The 19,295-nt window shown below is 70.4% G+C and carries 17 protein-coding genes and 2 pseudogenes; 10 read left to right on the top strand and 9 right to left on the bottom strand.

Features of this window, described 5'->3' with window-relative positions; all coding sequences use genetic code 11:
- Positions 1-390 precede the first annotated feature (390 nt).
- Positions 391-756 (bottom strand): hypothetical protein, encoded by a 366-nt coding sequence (locus OG390_RS47710; RefSeq protein WP_406176849.1) that lies wholly within the window; start codon positions 754-756, stop codon positions 391-393.
- Between the two features lie 856 nt (positions 757-1,612).
- Positions 1,613-2,536 carry a LysR family transcriptional regulator gene (locus OG390_RS47715; RefSeq protein ID WP_406176851.1) on the bottom strand — a complete coding sequence of 308 codons (924 nt, stop codon included), beginning with the start codon at positions 2,534-2,536 and terminating at the stop codon, positions 1,613-1,615.
- Between the two features lie 71 nt (positions 2,537-2,607).
- Between OG390_RS47715 and OG390_RS47720 the strand changes: the two are divergent.
- The 6 genes and pseudogenes from OG390_RS47720 to OG390_RS47745 form a co-directional block, all read left to right on the top strand.
- Positions 2,608-2,837: pseudogene (locus OG390_RS47720) on the top strand (SDR family NAD(P)-dependent oxidoreductase); the annotation flags it as partial.
- 803 nt (positions 2,838-3,640) lie between these two features.
- Positions 3,641-4,750 carry a PLP-dependent cysteine synthase family protein gene (locus OG390_RS47725; RefSeq protein WP_406176853.1) on the top strand — a complete coding sequence of 370 codons (1,110 nt, stop codon included), beginning with the start codon at positions 3,641-3,643 and terminating at the stop codon, positions 4,748-4,750.
- Entirely contained in the window at positions 4,747-6,117 is a 1,371-nt protein-coding gene (locus tag OG390_RS47730; protein ID WP_406176854.1) for an MFS transporter, read from the top strand. Before OG390_RS47725 ends, OG390_RS47730 begins: the two co-directional genes overlap by 4 nt.
- 195 nt (positions 6,118-6,312) lie before the next feature.
- Positions 6,313-6,504 (top strand): putative ATP-grasp-modified RiPP, encoded by a 192-nt coding sequence (tgmA, locus tag OG390_RS47735; RefSeq protein WP_369251632.1) that lies wholly within the window; start codon positions 6,313-6,315, stop codon positions 6,502-6,504.
- A gap of 15 nt (positions 6,505-6,519) precedes the next feature.
- The gene (gene tgmB, locus OG390_RS47740) at positions 6,520-7,473 is read left to right on the top strand and encodes an ATP-grasp ribosomal peptide maturase (RefSeq protein ID WP_406176856.1); all 954 of its coding nucleotides are present in this window, start codon (positions 6,520-6,522) and stop codon (positions 7,471-7,473) included.
- A gap of 379 nt (positions 7,474-7,852) precedes the next feature.
- A pseudogene (locus tag OG390_RS47745) lies at positions 7,853-8,250 on the top strand (amidohydrolase family protein); the annotation flags it as partial.
- 61 nt (positions 8,251-8,311) lie between these two features.
- On the opposite strand, the gene OG390_RS47750 reads toward OG390_RS47745, so the two are convergent.
- On the bottom strand, positions 8,312-9,904 hold the full coding sequence (locus OG390_RS47750) for a serine/threonine protein kinase (protein WP_406176858.1): 1,593 nt from the start codon (positions 9,902-9,904) through the stop codon (positions 8,312-8,314).
- A 162-nt stretch (positions 9,905-10,066) separates the two neighbouring features.
- Positions 10,067-11,278 (bottom strand): 4-hydroxybenzoate 3-monooxygenase, encoded by a 1,212-nt coding sequence (locus tag OG390_RS47755; protein ID WP_406176859.1) that lies wholly within the window; start codon positions 11,276-11,278, stop codon positions 10,067-10,069.
- 246 nt (positions 11,279-11,524) lie between these two features.
- Between OG390_RS47755 and OG390_RS47760 the strand changes: the two genes are divergently transcribed.
- Together OG390_RS47760 and OG390_RS47765 are read left to right on the top strand one after the other, a co-directional pair.
- Entirely contained in the window at positions 11,525-12,964 is a 1,440-nt protein-coding gene (locus OG390_RS47760; RefSeq protein ID WP_406176860.1) for a serine hydrolase domain-containing protein, read from the top strand.
- Between the two features lie 158 nt (positions 12,965-13,122).
- Positions 13,123-13,590, top strand: coding sequence for a hypothetical protein (locus OG390_RS47765; RefSeq protein ID WP_406176862.1), 468 nt, complete (start codon positions 13,123-13,125; stop codon positions 13,588-13,590).
- On the opposite strand, the gene OG390_RS47770 is transcribed toward OG390_RS47765, so the two are convergent.
- Positions 13,577-13,873: a hypothetical protein gene (locus OG390_RS47770; protein ID WP_406176864.1), complete on the bottom strand. Its 297-nt coding sequence runs from the start codon at positions 13,871-13,873 to the stop codon at positions 13,577-13,579. The genes OG390_RS47765 and OG390_RS47770 overlap by 14 nt on opposite strands.
- 107 nt (positions 13,874-13,980) lie before the next feature.
- On the opposite strand from OG390_RS47770, the gene OG390_RS47775 reads away from it, so the two are divergent.
- Entirely contained in the window at positions 13,981-14,151 is a 171-nt protein-coding gene (locus OG390_RS47775; protein WP_406176866.1) for a hypothetical protein, read from the top strand.
- A 173-nt stretch (positions 14,152-14,324) separates the two neighbouring features.
- Here OG390_RS47775 and OG390_RS47780 read toward each other — a convergent pair whose 3' ends face one another.
- Positions 14,325-14,540: a hypothetical protein gene (locus OG390_RS47780; protein WP_399082165.1), complete on the bottom strand. Its 216-nt coding sequence runs from the start codon at positions 14,538-14,540 to the stop codon at positions 14,325-14,327.
- A 641-nt stretch (positions 14,541-15,181) separates the two neighbouring features.
- Between OG390_RS47780 and OG390_RS47785 the strand changes: the two genes are divergently transcribed.
- The gene (locus tag OG390_RS47785; RefSeq protein WP_406176868.1) at positions 15,182-15,673 is read left to right on the top strand and encodes a VOC family protein; all 492 of its coding nucleotides are present in this window, start codon (positions 15,182-15,184) and stop codon (positions 15,671-15,673) included.
- A gap of 57 nt (positions 15,674-15,730) precedes the next feature.
- Here the strand turns inward: OG390_RS47785 and OG390_RS47790 are convergent, their stop codons facing one another.
- Genes OG390_RS47790 through OG390_RS47800 form a run of 3 tightly spaced genes read right to left on the bottom strand, consistent with a single transcriptional unit; the run spans position 15,731 to position 19,193 of the window.
- Complete coding sequence (locus OG390_RS47790) at positions 15,731-16,081, bottom strand: UBP-type zinc finger domain-containing protein (RefSeq protein WP_406176869.1); 351 nt, start codon at positions 16,079-16,081, stop codon at positions 15,731-15,733.
- Entirely contained in the window at positions 16,078-17,520 is a 1,443-nt protein-coding gene (locus tag OG390_RS47795; RefSeq protein WP_406176870.1) for an ATP-binding protein, read from the bottom strand. The genes OG390_RS47790 and OG390_RS47795 overlap by 4 nt, the downstream gene beginning before the upstream one ends.
- Entirely contained in the window at positions 17,517-19,193 is a 1,677-nt protein-coding gene (locus OG390_RS47800) for an FAD-dependent oxidoreductase (RefSeq protein ID WP_406176872.1), read from the bottom strand. Before OG390_RS47800 ends, OG390_RS47795 begins: the two co-directional genes overlap by 4 nt.
- Positions 19,194-19,295 lie beyond the last annotated feature (102 nt).

Raw genomic sequence — 19,295 nt, forward strand, 5'->3', positions numbered from 1 at the left:
GTCGCCGCGGGGCGGCGGATGCACCCCGCGGCGCGCCGCCCCGGCGCTCCGTGTTCGGCGCACCGCTGGAGAAGGGCCGCCTCAGGAGGGGGTTCCTCCCAGGCCGGCCGTTCGGCGTTCCAGGCGCCGTGCCACAGGCGTGCCACTACGTGCCGGCGGGGTCCTCTTCGGGGGTTCTCTGTCGTCCAGATCGGTCGGCGGGTGCCGCACCACAACCGCACCATTGGCCGAGGCCGCCGCATCCGTCGTCCCCTGCCTCGGCGCCAGCCACAGCCGCACACGCAGGACAGTCGTCGAAGTGACTGCCGGCGAGTGCGCACGGCGGCGTGCGGGAAGGTCGGGCCAGGCCGAGGGGCGGGGGCGTCGGCACGGGAGCCTTCGGCGGGTGTGTCAGGCGGCTGGGCATCCGAACCAGTTCACCGTGTCGTCGTCGGAGGTATAGCCCAGGCACCTGATGGTCCTGTTGTGCAGGGTCTCGGTCCGGTCGACCCCTCCCTCCACAGTGTCGCCGTCGTAGTGGGTCTGTACGAGGGTGTCGATCTCGACGGTGTACCAGCGGCTCCTGTCCGTCGGGATGCTGCAGCGGTAGCCGGTCACGTTGCGGCTGGGATCGCCGCTCCACATGTCCTGTTCGGCGCGGTCGCAGTGCGCAGTGTCGGCGGCGACGGCTGTGCCGGCGCCGGCGCCGAGCAGGGCCGCCGTGCCCGTGGCCACCGCCGCGGTAACGCCGAGCAGGCGCTTCAGAGTGATGTTCATCGAATGGGTCCTCCTGCCAGGTGTGGTGACGGCTCGGAGTCGCCATGTCACCTTGGCGTGATGATCACACTTATCCGGGATGTCCGGCCCGGCAGCCGGCGGCACAGTCCCCCGACCCGGTGACGTCGGTGATGCCAATGCAGCATGCCGCGGTCACCCCCCGCCGGCCCCGGAGCGGGCCTCGGTTGGTGCCGGGGAGCGCCGCACCATCCTGGTCACTGCCGACGGCCGACGAGCCCTCACGGTGTGGAAACGATGGCGGCCACGGCCGGCCGACCAGAACCGCGCCCAGGAGTGCGAGGCCCTGCGTCCCCTCCTTCACGGCGAGCAGGTCGCGCGACTCGCAGCACAGGCCCGCGTGGAGGAGGAGCGCAGGCGGGCCGAGAGCGAGAAGTTCTCCGCAGCCGCCGCGCGACTCCACGGCTGGGAGAGCCAGCTTCACCGAGCGGCGAGGGGAACAGCGACTCCTCCAGCCGGAGCACGACTTCTGACGCGGCCCCGAACTGTCGGCCATAGTTCGTGGGTTGACGATCACTTTCGGCGTTTTCTGGCAACTTCCCGAGCGCCGCTCTGGCCGTCAGCCACCACTCAGCGCGCGCAGATCACAGAAGTTGACCAGGGTCCGCTACGGCGCGGAGGGCAAGTGGACCGGTATGACCGTCGACCTCGATGACCCGTTCAGCCGGGCCGCCTGGGGCGCCCGGCGAGGCCAGGACCCGTCCGGCCGAGCACGGTGGAGGCAGCGGTGCCCTCGTCGGTGCCGCGTCTGCGCCGTGTTCGTCGAAGCGATGCCTGAACAGCCCCTGATGCGGCCGTTCCACGGCGACGGCGTTCGTGGTGACGAGGGCGGCGGAGGTCAGGCCACCGTGTCGGCGTCGAGGGCCACGGCACGCAGGGCGGCTGCCACGCGGGTGACCGGTTCGGTCGGGGGGTGGGGGAGTCGGGCCAGCAGCAGGCGCCGCTGCTCCTGGGGCCCGCCGCGGACCGGCAGGATGCGTACGCCCGGTGGGACGGCGGGGGCGAGCGAGGCGGGCACGGTGGTCAAACCACAGCCAGTGGCGACGAGGTGGAGCTTGGCCAGCCAGTCGCGGGCCGTGTGGGCGATCTCGGGCCGCTCGTCGAGGCCCGGCCACACCCCCATCAGCCCGTCTTCCCCCGAGGAGGAACCGGCGATCCAGCGCTGCCCACGCAGGTCGGCCACGTCAATGAAGTCGCCGCGGGCGAGCGGATGGGTGGACGGCACCGCAAGGCACAGCGCACGTTCGGTGAGCGTCTGCAGCGCCAGCGGGGGCGATTCGGCGTCCGGTGGGCGAAACGGCGGTGCCGACGCCAGCACGGCCAGGTCCAGACTGCCGGCCCTCAGTGCGCGTACCAGCGCCGGGGTGCTGCCTTCCCGGCTGACGACCTGGATGGCGGGGTCTGTGCGACGCAGCGCGGTCAGGGCCCTGGCCAGCAGGACGGCGCCGGCGCTGGGGAACCATCCCAGGCGGACGGTTCCGGCCTGCCCGGGCAGGCCGGACAGCTCGCGCGCGGTGGCGTCGATCTCGTCGAGCACGATCGTCGCGCGGCGCATGACGACGCGGCCGGCCGCCGTGAGCCGTACCCCGTCGCGCCGCCGCTCCAGCAGCTCCGCGGCCGCCGCACGCTCGATCGAGGCGATCTGCCGGGACACCGCCGACTGGGTATAGCCCAGCGACGCGGCGGCCGCCGTGAAGGTTCCCTGCTCGGCCACGGCGCGGAAGACGCGCAGCGCGGTCAGTGACACATCAGTGAAGTCCATGACGATCACGCATCGTAGCGGTGCTCCAATGTCGTTGGACTCATGGCACCGGTGTTTCCGGCGTGGCAGGCATGAACGCTTCTCGCATCGCCCTTGTGACGGGCGCCCACCAGGGGCTCGGTCGTGCCTTCGCCGAAGAGTTGGCGGCCCGGACGACCTGGTGCTGCCGACTGGCCGCGGCCACCAGCGGGTCACGGACGCCGCCCGCGAGGTGGCGCAGGTGCCGGGCACGCGCAGCCAGTGGCAGGGCCGGGTCCTGGACGTGACCGACACCGACGCCATCGTCCGACGCGCCGACGAACGTGGTGAAGTGTCCGGCCATTGCACGAGGTTGGGCCGATCGGGTGGTCGCGGTGTCGGCAGGTGGCTGGTTCACTCGGTGTTCTTTTCATTCGAAAAGCCAAGGCTTCCGGCACGGAGTTAGGATCACCGCGTGATCACGGTCCGGTCGCCTTACGGCATGCAGTGGAGTCGCTCATCAGCGGCTCTCTGGCGCGTCCTGGGGCTGGGCCTGCTCCTTCTCGGTCTGTTGTACGGGCACGCCGTCAGCCCTGAGTCCACGCTGAGTCACCTTTCCGTGGGTGAAGGCGTGTCGGTCACCGGCGTTCATTGTGAGCCCGTCACCGAGAACGAGGGCATTGCGAGTGCAAGGTCGGCCTCGTCAGCGGGCCGGAAATCGACCGGGCACCGGGACGGGCACGGGCACCAGCACGCCGTCGAGGACTGCGCGCTCGGGCAGCCTCCACAGAGCCCCGATGCTGGAGTGCCCTGCCTGTCTCCGCTGTATGCGGCGAGCCACGACAACGAGACGCTTCGGCCGGTGCGGGCCCGTCACGCCGCAGCGCGTGACGCCGTGGCCCCGATAGCGCACGCGTCGGACTCCGCGGTTCTTCGTATCTAGGTCAGCGTCTCTCGAATCGGTCGACCCCTGATCGGATGCACCGACTCGGCTCAAGGCCGTGGTCGGTGCTGCCTCCGGCGGCCGGTTCATGGCGTCTGCCCTCCTGCGCATCGCGCTCTCCGGCACGGCGCGGGGATGGTCGACGATCGTTCACCACCACCCCACTGATCGCTGCCCGTCCGCCCTGATCGAGAGCGAAACACATGCACTCCCTGACCACGAGTGACTTCACCCCCGCCGGCTCCAGCCTCCCGAGTCTCGTCGGCAACACCCCTGTCCTGCACGTGTCCCGGCCCTTCACCGCGCCCGACCGCGGCTTCTGGGCGAAGCTGGAGGGCTTCAACCCCGGTGGCATCAAAGACCGTCCCGGACTTCACATGGTCGAACGGGCCCGCACCCGAGGCGAGTTGCGGCCGGGCCGCCCGATCATCGAGTCGACCAGCGGCACACTGGGCCTCGGCCTCGCCCTGGCCGGAATGGTGTACGGGCATCCCGTCACGCTTGTCACGGACCCGGGCCTCGAACCCTCGATGACCAGGCTCCTCGTCGCCTACGGGGTCACCGTCGACATGGTGCCGCGGCCGCACCCCACGGGCGGCTGGCAACAGGCTCGCCGTGACCGGGTCGCCGGGCTGCTGACGGAGCATCGGGGAGCGTGGTCTCCGGATCAATACAACAACCCCGACAACGTCGCCGCGTACACCCCGCTGGCTCTCGAACTCGCCTCGCAGCTGGGCCACATCGACGTACTCGTCTGCAGTGTCGGTACGGGAGGCCACTCCGCGGGCGTCTCGCGCGTGCTGCGACGGCTCTGTCCGGGAATGCGTCTGGTGGGCGTCGACACCATCGGCTCGACCATCTTCGGCCAGCCCGACCGGCCTCGACTCATGCGGGGGCTCGGATCGAGCATCTATCCGCGCAATGTCGCGTACGAGGACTTCGCAGAGGTGCATTGGGTGACCCCGGCCGAATCGGTCTGGGCGTGCAGGCAGCTGGCCGCCTCGCACTACGCCACCGGCGGCTGGAGTGTCGGCGCGGTCGCGCTGGTGGCCGGCTGGCTCGCCCGTACCGCGCCTCGGAACACCCGCGTCGTGGCGATCTTCCCGGACGGGCCCCAGCGCTATCTGGAGACCATCTACGACGACCGATTCTGCACCGAGCACGGGCTGTTGGGGGTGCCTCCGGCGCCCGAACCCGAGGTCGTGGGCCGCCCGGACGAGAAGGAAGTCACCCGCTGGACGCGCTGCACCGCGGTCCTCGACCCGCTCTCCCCGACGGTGGAGACGGTCGGCACGAAAGGCGGCGGGAAGTGAAGACGACACTCGCGCGGGCCCGCTCGTACGAGCGGAGCGTCCAACTGCTCCTGGCGAACCAGTTCACCATCAACCTCGGCTTCTACATGCTGATGCCGTATCTCGCCCAGCATCTGTCCGGCACTCTCGGCCTGGCCGGCTGGCTGGTCGGACTCGTCCTGGGCGTACGGAACTTCAGCCAGCAGGGCATGTTTCTCGTCGGCGGTACTCTCGCCGACCGTTTCGGCTACAAACCCCTGATCGTCGCCGGATGCCTGCTGCGTACGGTCGGCTTCGCCGCGCTCGGCCTGGTCGACTCGATCCCGGCGCTGCTCGCGGCCTCGGCGGCCACCGGCTTCGCGGGGGCTCTGTTCAACCCGGCTGTGCGTGCCTACCTCGCCGCCGACGCGGGCGAGCGCCGCGTCGAGGCCTTCGCGCTCTTCAACGTCTTCTACCAGGCGGGCATTCTGCTCGGCCCACTGGTCGGGATGCTGCTGACCGGCGTCGACTTCCGGTTCACCTGCCTGGTCTCGGCAGCGATCTTCGCGTTGTTGAGCGCAGTGCAGATCCGTGCTCTGCCCGCCCGCACGGCGGGCCATGCCGGGGACGCGGAGGCCGGTGAGCGCACGAGCGTGCTCGTGCAGTGGCGGGGCGTCGTGCGCAACCGCGCGTTCCTCCTCTTCGCCACGACCATGATCGGCTCCTACGTCCTGTCCTTTCAGGTCTATCTCGCGCTGCCGTTGGAGGTGCGACGCCTGGGCGGCGAAGGGGAGTTCGGGACGGCGGCCGTCGCGCTGCTCTTCGCCGCCTCGGGACTGGCCACCCTCTTCGGACAGACTCGGGTGACCGAGTGGTGCAAGGCACGGTTGGCGCCCGGTCAGGCCCTGGCCTGGGGGTTGCTGGGCATGGGGCTCGCCTTCGTACCGCTGCTCGCGGGCACGATCATGCCCGTGCCCGACGCACAGGTCGGGCGTCGGTTGGTCGCCGCCCTCCTGCCGACGCTGGCGGCACTGCTCCTCGCGCTGGGCACGATGATCGCGTACCCCTTCGAGATGGACACGATCGTCCGCCTCTCCGGTGACCGCCTTGTCGCCACCCACTACGGGCTCTACAACACCATCTGCGGCATCGGCATCACGCTGGGCAACCTGCTCACCGGAGCGGCCCTCGACGCCGCCCGGGCGGCCAACCTGTCCGCACTGCCGTGGCTCGCGCTGCTCGTCCTGGGCGTGGTGTGTGCCGCGTCCCTCCAACGCCTGTACCGGGCCGACCGTTTCGCAACCATGACCGCCGAGCCCGCGTCCGTCAACGCGGAGGGAATCTCCTTGCTCCAGCGAGGAGAGCAAGTCGAAGTCACCGGGAACTCTCCCGGGATGGTGCGGCGTTGAGGTCACTGAGGATGAAGCCTTGGCCGAAGCTTTTGGCCGGGACAAAGCAGACACACGAGCAATACGGCAACAGGCAAGCTTGAAACGACGCGATGTGATGACCTTCACCCCGATGTGGCTGAAAGTGATGAATTCCTTACGGCCGTGACACGTACGGGTGGACGTACAGCATCGTGAAACCGGGGAGGATTTTTCATGCGACCGTTCACTCTCAACTACGCCATGCCCACGGGGCAGTCGGCCGCAGTAACCCCGTACCACTTCGATGTGGCACTGCAGTTGAACGTGCTCCCCGACGGCCGACCGGCCGTCAGCGACCGCGCGCTCCTGATGGCCACCGGTACCACGACGTCCACGGCCGGTTCCCAGACGCACTTCGACGACTGACGGCCGCCCGCGCGCATGACGGTCCTCATTCTCACGGCCGAGCAGGACGTCACCGCCGACATGGTGGTGGCCCAACTGCACGAGCGGGGCGTGCCCATGGTGCGCCTCGACCCCGCCGACCTGCCGGGCAAAGCGGTGCTGTCCGCCGACTACGCCCACGGTGACTTCGACGGCTATCTGTCGGTCAACGGCCATGTGCTCAGCATGGGTGGCCTGCGGTCCGTGTGGGTGCGCCGGCCGGGCGAGCCGGCCGCCCATGCCGCGGAGCCCTCGCCCTGGCTCACCGCCGAGACCCGGCAGGCGCTGTTCGGCATGCTCTACTCCGCCTCGACCCGCTGGATGAACCATCCGCGCCGCGCCGAGCAGGCCCGGCACAAGCCCTGGCAGCTGCGGGTCGCCCACAGCAGCGGCTTCGCGGTGCCGCCCACCATCATCACGACCGCTCCCCGCGTGGCGCAGGAGTTCGTCGAGGAGTACCGGGACGTGGTGGTGAAGTCGGCCTCGGGGCCCCCTCCCGGCGAGCCGCCGGTGGCCCTGCCGACCACGCTCATCGGACCCGACGCGGACTTCTCCGGCGTGGCGGCCGGCCCCGCGCTCCTGCAGCAGTACATCCCCAAGCGCGCCGACATCCGGCTGACCAGCATCGGCACCCGTATGTTCGCCGCCAGGAAGGCCGCCGTGCCCGGACAGGTCGACGGGCGGTTCGGAGACACCGGACACGCATGGGAGGCCACCGCCGTGCCGGGGCGCATCGCCCGCTCGGTCCACGAGTACCTCGTCTTCACCGGACTCGCTTACGCCGCCTTCGACTTCGCCGAGGACGAGGACGGCGTCTGGTGGTTCCTGGAGGGCAACCAGGGCGGCCAGTTCGGTTTCATCGAACTGGAGACCGGACAGCCCATCGCCGACGCGGTCGCCGAGTGGCTGTCGCAGCGAAGACCCGCGCACCGTATCCCCGAGGGGCACTGACACTCCTCACCACAGTCCCGGGACCGGCAGGCGGCTGGACCCGTTTGACGCGAAGGGCGCTGTTGCTGACGGGCTTTGAGAGCCGTAAGCGTGCTCTGTCATGGAACGTGATGGGAGCAGTACCGCCCTTTCCCTCTCTCGCCGTCAACTGTTCGCCGCGGCAGGTGTCGCCGGGGCCGCCACCGCCCTCGGCGCGGCTCCGGCGACGGCCCGGACCCGCGCCGGCCTCTCGCCCTCGTTCATTCAGCCACCAGCGGCTCGGCGACACTCTCACCGGCGGGCGACCGGTTGATCGCCGAGCCGCAGAACGTCCTGTGGTCGCTCCCGCGCACCGGCGGCCGTGCCGTACCGCTGACCCCGGCCGACCTGGAACCGAATCGGCCCGCTTACCGCCCTCGGCACGGACCAGCCGCTCGTCCCCGTCGGGCTCTCCCTGCATCCGGGACTGCGCGCCCTGCACCGCGGCGGACTGTCACCGGCGGGGCCCTGCGCACCGTGACCGTGCTGCCGGCCTGTCTGTTCGGAGTCGACCGTGACCTGGGCACCGTGGAGCCAGGGAAGCTCGCCGACCTGACTGTGGTCGACGGCGACCCGTTCACGGACTTCGACACACTCGTACGCACGGTGTCGGTGCTCAAGGGAGGGACACCCTACGAGACGGCGGACCTGCTCGCCGCGTTCGAGCCGTCGTCGCGGCGCGCGGTGCCGCGCGACGACTGGCTCGAGGTCGGGCGGCTCATGCGGCGGGACGGCTGCTGCGACTCGGGATCACTCTGAGGCCGGCCCAAGGGGGGATCGGGGAACACTCCGAAGCCGGCCAACCGGAGCGTATTCCTGATCATTTCGAACTCGGCTGAAAGGACTGGAGGAAGACGTCCAGCGCCTTCCGGTTCGCGGAGGTGTCCCAGTCGTCCGCCGGGGTGGTCCAGCGCAGCGAGAAGCCCCGGTGATCGCCGATCAGGAAGCCCCGGCCGAACGTACGCTCGCGAACCCCGTCGATCACGGAGTACCACTCCATGTCGGCACCCTTGCGGCCGCGATAGTCCACGGCACGGATGTCGCCCACCCGCTCGTAGCCGGTGGAATCGGCGCGCAGGGACGGCTCCAGCGCGCTCCAGACGGCGACGGGATCCGGGCCCAGCCGCGTGCTGTAGGTGACGGCCAGCGTGCGCGGGTCACCACCCGTGCCGAAGGTGACCCGGTAGGACTGGTCGGCGGAACTAGTGGTCCGAAGGCGTTCCCAGCCCTTGGGGAGGTCGATGGAGAAGCCCTCGGGCGCCTGATAGCGCGAGAAGCCGGACGGAGCCTTCTCGCCGCCGGTCACGGAGGGGGAAGGAGTGGGGGAAGCCGACGGGGTTCGCTCGGGGCGTGTGGCGGGGGCGGCGGAGGGGCTGCCCACGGCGGTCCGTGAGGGAGCCGCGCCCGATGCGGACGTGTCCCCGTCGGGCAGGCCGCCCGCCGCGGTGAGCACGGCGAAGCAGATGACGGTGACGGCCAGCGCCCCGCCGAGCAGGACCGGCCGACTGACCGGCAGTCCGCCCCGGGCCCGTCCCGTGTGCTTGGCGACGGTGTCCGGATCCAGGTAGAGAGGCAGGGGTGCCGTGGCCGTCGCTTCGTCGAGATCCTCCTTGAGGATGCGTGTCAGGGCCTCGCGAACGACGGGCTCGGGCACCCGCTCCAAGTGATCCCGGCGCAGGAGACCCTGAACGGCCGGTGCGAGCGGTCCCGCGCTCAGCGGGGCCCGGATCGGCAGCCGGACCACGGCGCGCAGCGTGGCGTCGAGGCGTCCACGGTCGCGGATGGGTGGCCGGCCCTCGACCATCGCGTACATCATCGCGCCCAGCGCCCACAGGTCCGCCGTCGGTCCGGTGCCCTCGCCACGGGCCTGCTCCGGGGAGGCGTACGACGGCGCGGTGACGCGTGGCGAGACGGTGGACCCCATGAGCCCGAAACCGCTCACCGTGACCGCGCCCCCCTCGTGCACGCGCACCTGACCGGGGCTCAGATCGCCGTGCGTAACCCCCGCGTTGTGGGCGGCCGTGAGGACGTCGAGGAGGCCGAGCCCGATGCGGGCCGCGCGGATGTAGTTCACCGGGCCGCGCCCGAGGAGTTCGGTCAGTGGGACGCCCGGGGACCGCTCCGTGACCGTCCAGACGAAGTCGTGCTCCTCGATCACGTCCACGACCGTGGCGACCCGGCCGGGACAGACCAGCCCCAGGCGCTCGGACGCGCGCAGGATCCGCGCGGCGGTACGGTGCTCCGCCTCCTCGCGCCGATGCTCCGGGAGCCGCGACCGGGTCAGGTCGACCGGCCGCTCGAAGCCGACGTCCTGAGCGTGCCAGCCGACGCGGCCCTCTTCCCGGTGGGCGACCTCGAGCAGTCGGTATCTTCCGGCGACCAACTCGCCCGTGGAGTCTTGCACCTTGACCATCGTCATCCCTCGCTGCGCACCGGGCTCTCACCTTTCCCGGAAGTACGGAGGGTGTGACATTGAGTGTTCAACGGCGAGGGGTTCCAAAGACCTGTTTTTCCTCAACTCCCCGACGGTCGCCCACGCGTGCGAAGAGTTCAGGCCGCGGTGCGTGACGGCGGCTCACCGCACAGGGTCCTTGCCGATGTAGGAGTCCGCGAACGTGGCTGCCGCGGCGGGCGAGCCCAGCAGCCGCCGCAGCCGCGCACCCGCGGAACCCGCCCGGAAGGGATCGCCCGACGACGGCCCGTGCAGCAACTCGGCGAACCACTGCGAGAATTCCTGGTACTCCCATACGCGCCGCAGACAGGCCGCCGAGTAGTCACGCAGTCCGCTGCCGTCGCCCGTCCCGAAGTAGGTGACGAGCGCGTCCGCCAGGAGCAGGGCGTCGTACAGCGCCAGGTTCATGCCCTTCGCCGCGATCGGTGCCACGAGATGGGCGGAGTCGCCCGCCAGGAACAGCCGTCCGTACGTCATCGGCTCCACGACATAGCTGTGCATGTCGAGCACCCGCTTCTCGATCAGCCGTCCCTCGGTGAGCGGTGGGGCACCCGTCACCGACAGCCGGGCGTGAAGCTCCGACCACACCCTGTCGTGCGGCCAGTTCTCCGGATCGTCGCCGGGCCTCACCTCCAGGTAATAGCGGGTGACCTCGGGGCTGCGGGCCATGTGGGCAGCAAATCCACGTGAGTTCACACCGAAGACGACACAGTCGGACGACGGCGGTGCCTCGGCGAGCAGCGCCAGCCAGCCCACTCCGTAGTCGTAGCGGGCGAGGGAGCCGCGCTCCGGCGGTACGTGGATGCGGGTCACTCCGCGCGCGCCGTCGCAGCCCGCGACAATCTCGCACTCGATGCGCCGGCGCTCACCCGTGGCCGAGTCCGTGTACACCACCGAGGGCCGGTCGCCGTCGATGGCGTGCAGGGCCACATCCCGTACGCCGAACCGGATGTCGCCACCGCGCACATCGGCATACTCGCGTACCAGGTCGGTCACCAACAGTGGCTGCGGATAGACGAAATGGCGGTCCCCGGTCAGCTCGGCGTACCGGAACCGGTGACGTTCGCCGTCCATCCGGAACTCGCACTCGCTGTGCGGCTGAGCCCGCTCCACGAGCCGGTCGGCCAGCCCCCGTTGCCGCAGGGCGCGCACCGCCCACTCCTCGATGAAGCCCGCCCGGGGCCGCTGTTCGATGAACTCCCGGCTCTCGTTCTCCAGGACCACGCACTCGACGGACGCGGCGCGCAGGATATTGCCGAGGGTGAGACCGGCCGGTCCCGCGCCGACGATGGCGACGGGGACGCGCTGTACGGATGCGGGGGAGGGGGAAATCACTCGATCATTATCACGGTGAGCTGTCAACACCGGACATCCGCCCACGTGGTGCCGCCCCAGCGGGGCCCGAGGCACGGCTCGGCGGGCGGCGCCTGCCCGTTCCCGCACCGCGTGCACAACCACTCCAAGCCCGCGCGCAAGGCATGGACACACAAGCGCTCGGACGGGAAAGATGGCGTACGCATGCACACGGTTTCCGTCTGCCGCGCCACAGCCACTGTCCCGAGCCGCCCGGAGGCCACCCGTATGAGTGCTCTTCCCCTGCCTGTCAGCACGCCCGGCGAGCAGGGTGTCGACGCGTCCGGCATTCACGCGTTCCTCGATGCCGTCGAGGCCGCCCCGGACATCGAACCGCACAGCCTGATGATCCTGCGCCACGGTCATGTCGTGGCCTCCGGCTGGTGGGGGCCGTACACACCCGAGCGCCGTCAACTGCTCTACTCGCTGAGCAAGAGCTTCACGTCCACGGCCGCGGGATTCGCCGCCGCGGAAGGGCTGTTGCGCCTCGACGACCCCGTGATCTCGTACTTCCCCGAGTTCGATGCCGACATCACCGACCCGCGCAGCCGTGCCATGCTCGTACGGCATGTCGCGTCGATGGCGAGCGGTCACCTCGCCGAGACCTACGACCAGGCATTCCGGCTTGACCGGAAGGAGACCGTGCGCGGCTTCCTGCTGATACCGCCGGACCGCGACCCCGGCACCGTGTTCGCCTACAACCAGTCCGCCACGTACACGCTCGCCACGATCGTCCAGCGTGTGACCGGCCAGTCGTTGACGGCGTATCTGCGGCCCCGGCTGTTCGATCCCCTGGGCATCGGGGAGGCCGCCTGGCGGCAGGGCCCGCGCGGCCGCGACCTCGGCTTCAGCGGCCTGTACGCCGCGACCGACGCGATCGCCCGGCTCGGCCAGCTGTACCTGCGGGACGGTGTCTGGGAGGGGCGGCGGCTGCTCCCGTCCTCGTGGATCGCGGAGGCCACCCGCGCGCACATCTCCACCGCGGACGGCACGGCCGAGGGAGCGCTGTCGGACTGGCAGCAGGGGTACGGATTCCAGTTCTGGAGGTCCCGGCACGGGTACCGCGGCGACGGAGCGTACGGACAGTACTGTCTCGTCCTGCCCGAGTACGACGCGGTGATCGCGACGACCGCGGCGACCGACCGGATGCAGGACCTGCTGAACCTGGTGTGGCGCCACCTGCTGCCCGCGTTCGGAACCGCACCGCTCCCGGGCGAGAAGGACGACATGCTGCGGAGCCGGCTCGCGCGACTCGCCCTGCCGCCGGTCGAGGCGCATCCCGAGCCTCCCGCACGCAGCGATGTCTGGGCGAGCGCCGAGTTCGCCCCGGCGGGCGGTGCCTGCACGGACCAGCGGACGTTGACGGGAGTCGAGGTCGCGGCGGCGGACAAGGGCTGGCGCGTGTCGCTGGCCGAGGGCGACGGGCGCATCGAGCTGATGCTGGGTACCGCCGACTGGACCGTCGACTCCGGCCCGATCCCCACAGCCGTGAGCGGGGGATGGACCGACCCGGAGACCCTTCGTGTCGACGTGCTGTTCCTGGAGACCCCGCACCGGATGACGGTGACCTGCTCGCTCCCGGACCGCTCGTTCACGGCGCGGTGGCACACCACCCCGCTGCACGGCGGCTCACTGCAGAAACTTCACGCACCGTCGCACCTGCCGTAGCCGGCCGACGGGAAACGCCAGACCGCGCCACCCCTTCCGCCACGTAGAAATATCTACCAACATTCATATGCCGCGGGGCTGATGGACAGTCGCAGTCCCCGCTGGCTGCGTCTTTCTCCGCGCGTGCCGAGCGGAGCGGAATATCCCCGGGGTGGGCCATGACGAACGCGATGTGGATGCAAAGTGTGGAGTGGCTCGCCGCAGCGGCCAAGGACCCGCGGGCGTGCAAACGGGAGTGGGACCAGGGCAGTGGCGGCGCGCTCCTGGAGGCCGGGCGCTTCTGGGACGTGCTGAGCGTTCCCGAACAACTGGGGCTGCTCGCCCTGGACATACTGTGGTCCAACCCGCTTCAGGTGCCGGGGCCCACGCTGGTGGACTCCTCGGCCCGTCGCGTCGGCTTCTTCCTGTCGCCCGACCCCGCCAGCCGCTGGGTGGGGTCCGGACTCCGCCACCTCGGCAAGGGCTCCTGGATCGCGGTACCACCGCCGTACCGGTCCGCGGGACCCCTGGAGTGGATCATCCCGCCGGACGGGACCGGTGCGCTGCATCCGGCCCTCCCTCTGGAGCTGGCGCTGCGTCAGGCCAACGGAACGCTCGCCATTCTGGCGCCCGTCAGTGAGGAGTGACCCTCACCCAGCCGGGGAGACCGCGGGGCACGGGAACCGCGGGCACGGGTTCGGCTGCCTCCACGTCCGCCTCCGTCTGCGGAGCCGGTGCGGCGAAGGTGGCCCAGAGCACCGTGCGCACGTCGCGACGCTCAGGAATCACGCGGCCCTCGGCCCGCCACTCCGCAACGAGCTGAGCGTAGATCGGCGCATTGCTCCGGTAGTCGTTGGTCAGTTCGGCATACGGGCCGCCGACGCGTGCGCGGGCCGGAACGCGGCGCAGTGCTGTGTGAGTACTGTCCATGTCGGTGCAACGTTCGCGTGCACGCCGGTGATACGCATCCTGGCCGCCACCCACCGGGTCGGGTGAGCGCGCCCCCCGTTCGGAGCAATGGCGGAACCGACTCACCCGTGCTCGATCCGGCCAACGACGAGCCGGATCCCGCCGATCGTGAGGTCGGGGGCGTGAACCTGTACGGAGGGGTCGCCTTCGATGGCGAGTCGGCGAGGGGGCTGGGGTGCCAGTTCCGCGAGAGTCTGCTGCACCTGCGGCCCAGCCCGCTCCAGGCGCGTCAGCAGTGATGTCGGGGTGCCCTGGGAGGCCGCGAAGCCGGCACCGCGAGGGGCATACGTCGTCGCATGTCACCGCCCCGACCGGAGGCGCAATCCATGGCACCACCCTGACCGGACGCGCACTCCATCGCCACCGGGCTCTGCGAGCGGCGGACCGATGCCGATTGGGCGATGTCCGCCTACTACGTGGCCCCGTAGAAGTGTGCCTGGCCCCCACGCCACTTCACCCACGCGGGATCGTCCAAGAGGTCTTCCGCGTCGGGCAGACCCGCCCGGCCGAGGAACTCGATCAGATCCTCGTCCGAGAACGCCACGCCGAGGTTCTCGCCCCGCGCGGTCACCTCGCGGCCGCCGGTGCCGAAGGTGGGATGCACTACCAAAGGAGCCCGTCCGGACATGTATCCAGCATCGTCCTGAGCGCCGCGCTCCGCATCCGGACGGCCGCAAACCGCTCCGGACGAGTTCAGCGACGAGGCCACGTGCCCCGGGTAGCCTCGCCCTTCGTCGGGGGCGTGGGCGGGCGCTATTTCGGGCTGCGGTAGCCATGGGGGTAGTCACGCTCGCTCTGGGCGTACACATCCTGGCCTGGGATCGGCGGCGGTGCTCTCCGCGGAGACCCCGCCGACCCGCGGCCGCGCCGCCAGGCGCGGACGTGCGGAGCGTGACCCCGGAGTGCGGGGTGGGGGCGGGCGCACGGCCGGGCAGTGCGCGCGAGGGGGGCTTCGCGGAAACCTGCCGACGCGCGGCCGGGGCTCTCCGCGGAAACCTGCCGACCCGCGGCCGGCGGGCCGAGCTCGGCATCCCACCTGCCTCGGCGGAATTGTGCTGATCGTGTCGCCCTTTTGCTTCGGCGCCGCGCTGACGCCGGCCGCCGGAATCCGGCTCACTGCGCTCGCGGTCATGGAGATCGCGCACGGAATCCGAGCGCGGGCGCGCCGCGTCAACCGGGCCGGACCCGGGATCGGGGGAGGTCTAGAGTGACTACAAAGTGGTTGAACTCGGCACCAAGAGTGGCTACTCCCTACCTGAGGAGCTCCTGATGGATGCGGTGGACCTGGCAGCGATCGAGGCGGAGCGTCAGCGGATCCGGGACGCGTATCTGACCGAGGAGAGGCCCGCCAGTTCCGCCCGCGGGGTGCATCATGTCGCGCTGCTCTCCTCGGACGTGGAGCGGACCGTGCGGTTCTACCAGGACGTCCTGGGGTTCCCTCTCACCGAGATGATCGAGAACCGCGACTACAAGGGCTCCACCCACTTCTTCTTCGACCTCGGCAATGGCAACCTCCTGGCCTTCTTCGACTTCCCCGGCCTCGACCTCGGCCCGTACGCGGAGGTCCTCGGCGGACTGCACCACCTGGCCATCTCGGTCGACCCCATGACCTGGCAGCGGCTGCGCGAGCGGCTGGACGCCGCCGGAGTCGAGTACGTGCAGGAAGGCGGCACGTCGATGTACTTCCGGGACCCCGACGGTGCCCGCGTCGAACTGCTCGCCGAACCGCTCGGCGAGATGTACGGCAGGTCGGTGCGCTGAGAGCTCCGCGCGTGGTTCACGGAGCGTGCCCAGCACCGCACGGACGTGTAGTTGCCGTCAGCGCAGTGTCTCGGCCCAGTTCGCGGGGACCCGGCCGGCGGGGCCGGGCGTCGGCTGGTCGGCCGGGTGGCTGACCGGGGGAGCGAGGTCGGGCCCCGACTCGTACAGCTCCGAGGTCTCGTAGTTCCAGAACCAGTTCTCGCCGGGCTCGAAGCTGCGGATGATGGGATGCCCCGTGCTCTGCGCGTGCGCGGTGGCGTGCTTCGCGGGAGAGTCGTCGCAACATCCGATGTGACCGCACTGGGCGCAACGCCTCAGATGGAACCACCATCCGCCGGCGGCGTCGCACTCGGTGCAGCCGGTGCCGCTGGGCGAAACGGCGGGATCGATTCCGGTGGGCGTGGTCATGACGGCTCCTCGGAGGTGTCCGTGGCGGTCAGGGGAAGTCGTACCTGGAAGCGGGTGTTGCCGGGGACGGACTCCACATGGATGCTTCCGTGGTGCTTGTTGGCGACGATCCGCCAGGAGATGTCCAGACCGAGCCCGGTGCCCTCACCCACCGGCTTGGTGGTGAAGAACGGGTCGAAGATGCGGTCGCGGATCTCCACGGGCACCCCGGGTCCGGTGTCACGGAACTCGACGAGCAACTGGTCCCTGTCGAGGCCGGTGCGCACCGTCAGTGTGCCCTCGCCGTCCATCGCCGAGACGGCGTTGTCGATGAGATTGGTCCATACCTGGTTCAACTCGCCCGGATAGGCGGGGATCCGCGGCAGCGCACGGTCGTACTCCTTGACGACTTTGATGCCCGAGCCCATCTTCCCCGAGAGCATCATGAGTGTGCTGTCCAGCAGTTCGTGCACGTCGGCGACCTGGTAGGGCGCGCGGTCGAGCTGTGAGTACTGCTTGGCCGCGTCCACGAGGTGCGAGATACGGGATGTGGAGTCCTCGATCTCGTTCATGAGGAGCTCGGTCTCCACGGTGTAGTTCAGCCAGTGGACCGCGCCCTGGAGCGTCTCCTCGTCCACGGCCGCCGCGACCTGGTCCAGCCAGTCCGTGTCGAGCCCCGCCTGTACGAACGTCGGTGCCAGCTGCCAGCCGCCCGCGATGTCGTGGTCGTCGAGCCAATCGGCGAGGGCGTCCTCCCGGTCGGAGGCTTCGAGCGGGCTGAGCGGCGTCGCCTTGGCGACCTGCTCGGCGGTGCGCTCCTGGATCTCGACGAGCGTTTCGAGCGTGTCGCGCTGGTACGGGCCGTGCGCGATCGCGCCGAGCTTCTGCCGCATCTTGGCGACCCGCTCACGCAGCGCGGACGTGGCCCGGACCGCCGCCGCGGCCGGGTTGTTGAGCTCATGGGTCAGCCCGGCCGACAGCGAGCCGAGCGCCAGCAGCCGCTCGCGCTGGCCGATCGCCCGCTGGGTGTTCTGGCTGCCGAAGAACAGCCCCTCCAGCAGGTGGACGGCCATGGGGAACCAGTCCCGCAGGATCGCGGAGAACGTCTCGGCGGGCAGGACGAAGAAGCGTGAGGGTTCGGTGACCCGTGCGGAGCCCTTGTAGCCGGCCTGGTCCGGTCGGGCCAGATAGGCCTGCATGGCCCCCGCGTACACCCCGCGCTGGGAGGTGCGGCTGATCTCCACGTCGTCGGCGCCGACCCGGCGTGACATCACGATCGTGCCTTCGAGGAGCACGAAGAAGCAGGTGGCGGGCTCGCCCTCCTGGTACACGTAGCCGGGCTCGAACAGTTCCACCCGGCCTTCCTGGCAGAGGCGGCCGAGCTGGTCGGCGTCGAGCTTCTCGAACAGGAACAGCGTGCTGAGCTCCGCAGGGCTGCACGGCTGCGGCTGACCGCTCATGACTGCTCCAGATAACGGTGGACGAGCATGACGGCCATGGCTCCCTCTCCGACCGCGGACGCGACCCGTTTCGCGGACTCGGCGCGCGCGTCCCCGGCCACGAACACGCCGGGCACGTTGGTCTCCAGGTGGTACGGCGGCCGGTCCAGCTCCCAGCCCACGGGCGGCTGCCCGTCGGGCGTCATGTCCGGGCCGGCCATGATGAATCCGCGCGCGTCCCTGAGCACGGTCCCCTCCAGCCAGTCGGTGAGCGGCGCCGCGCCGATGAACACGAACATCCACTGCGCGTCGACGAGTTCGGTGTGCCCGCTCACCACATCGCGCAGGGTGAGCTGCTCCAGATGGTCCGAGCCGTGCGCGGCCTCGACGACGGTGCCGGTGCGCACCGTGATGTTGGGCGCATCCTCGATCTGCCGGATCAGGTAGTGCGACATCGACGCGGACAGCGAGGAGCCGCGTACGAGGATGGTCACCGACTTCGCGCCCCGCGCCAGGTACATGGCGGCCTGCCCGGCCGAGTTCGCCCCGCCCACGATGTACACGTCGTGGCCCTGGCAGGCGGCCGCCTCGGTCAGTGCGGAACCGTAGAAGACCCCGCACCCGGTCAGATCGTCCAGCCCCGGAGCCGCCAGCTGCCGGTAGGACACGCCGGTCGCCAGGATCACCGAGTGCGCGGCGATCGCGGAGCCGTCGGAGAAGCGGATGGTGCGCGATGCCCCGGTGACCTCGAGCCCGGTCACCTCACGCGTGGTGAGGATCTCGGCGCCGAACTTCGAGGCCTGCCGCCGTGCACGGTCGGTGAGCTGCGCCCCGGACACGCCGTCGGGGAAGCCGAGGTAGTTCTCGATCCGCGAGCTCTGTCCCGCCTGCCCACCGGTCGCCGACCGCTCCACGAGCACGGTCCGCAGCCCCTCGGAGGCGCCGTACACGGCCGCTCCGAGCCCCGCCGGACCGCCGCCGATGACGACGAGGTCGTAGAACTCCTCCGTCGGCGTCGTGGCCAGCCCCACATGGGCCGCCAGATCCGGATCCTCGGGCTCCACCAGCGGCGTACCGTCCGGTGTGATCACGAGCGGCAGCCGCTCCCCGTCCTGCCCGGCCGCCGACAGCAGCCGCTGACCCTCCGGGGTGTCGGACGAGTACCAGCGGTAGGGCACCTGGTTACGGGCCAGGAACTCCCGTACGCCCGATGTGCGCGCCGACCACCGGTGCCCGACCACCTTGCAGGTCGCCACGGGCCGGTAGTCGCTGGCCCGCCACGCGTCCAGCAGATCGTCCACGACCGGATAGAGCTTCTCCTCCGGCGGATCCCACGGCTTGAGCAGGTAGTGATCCAGATCGATCACATTGATGGCGTCGATCGCCGCGTTCGTGTCCGCGTAGGCGGTGAGCAGTACGCGCCGCGCGCCCGGATACACGTCGAGCGCCTGCTCCAGGAACTCGATCCCGTTCATCTGAGGCATCCGGTAGTCGGCGAGGATCACCGCCACCTGGTCGCCGCGCAGCTTGAGCTCCCGCAGCGCGTCCATTGCGGCGTCCCCGGACTCGGCGCGCACGATCCGGTGCGCCTCGCCGTAGCGGCGCCTCAGGTCGCGGGCCACGGCGCGCGACACACCGGGATCGTCATCGACGGTCAGAATGACGGTCCGCGCCGGATTGGCGGCCTGTGCCATGTGTCTCCCACCCCGAGCAGGTCAGTGTCGTCCCGGCCGCGCGGACGCCGTGGCGAATCGTTCGACCGGTACAGGCATCAATCGTATGTACGATCGGCCACC

Origin of the sequence: Streptomyces sp. NBC_00996 (assembly GCF_045162675.1) — a bacterium.
In the GTDB taxonomy this organism is placed as follows: Bacteria; Actinomycetota; Actinomycetes; order Streptomycetales; family Streptomycetaceae; genus Streptomyces.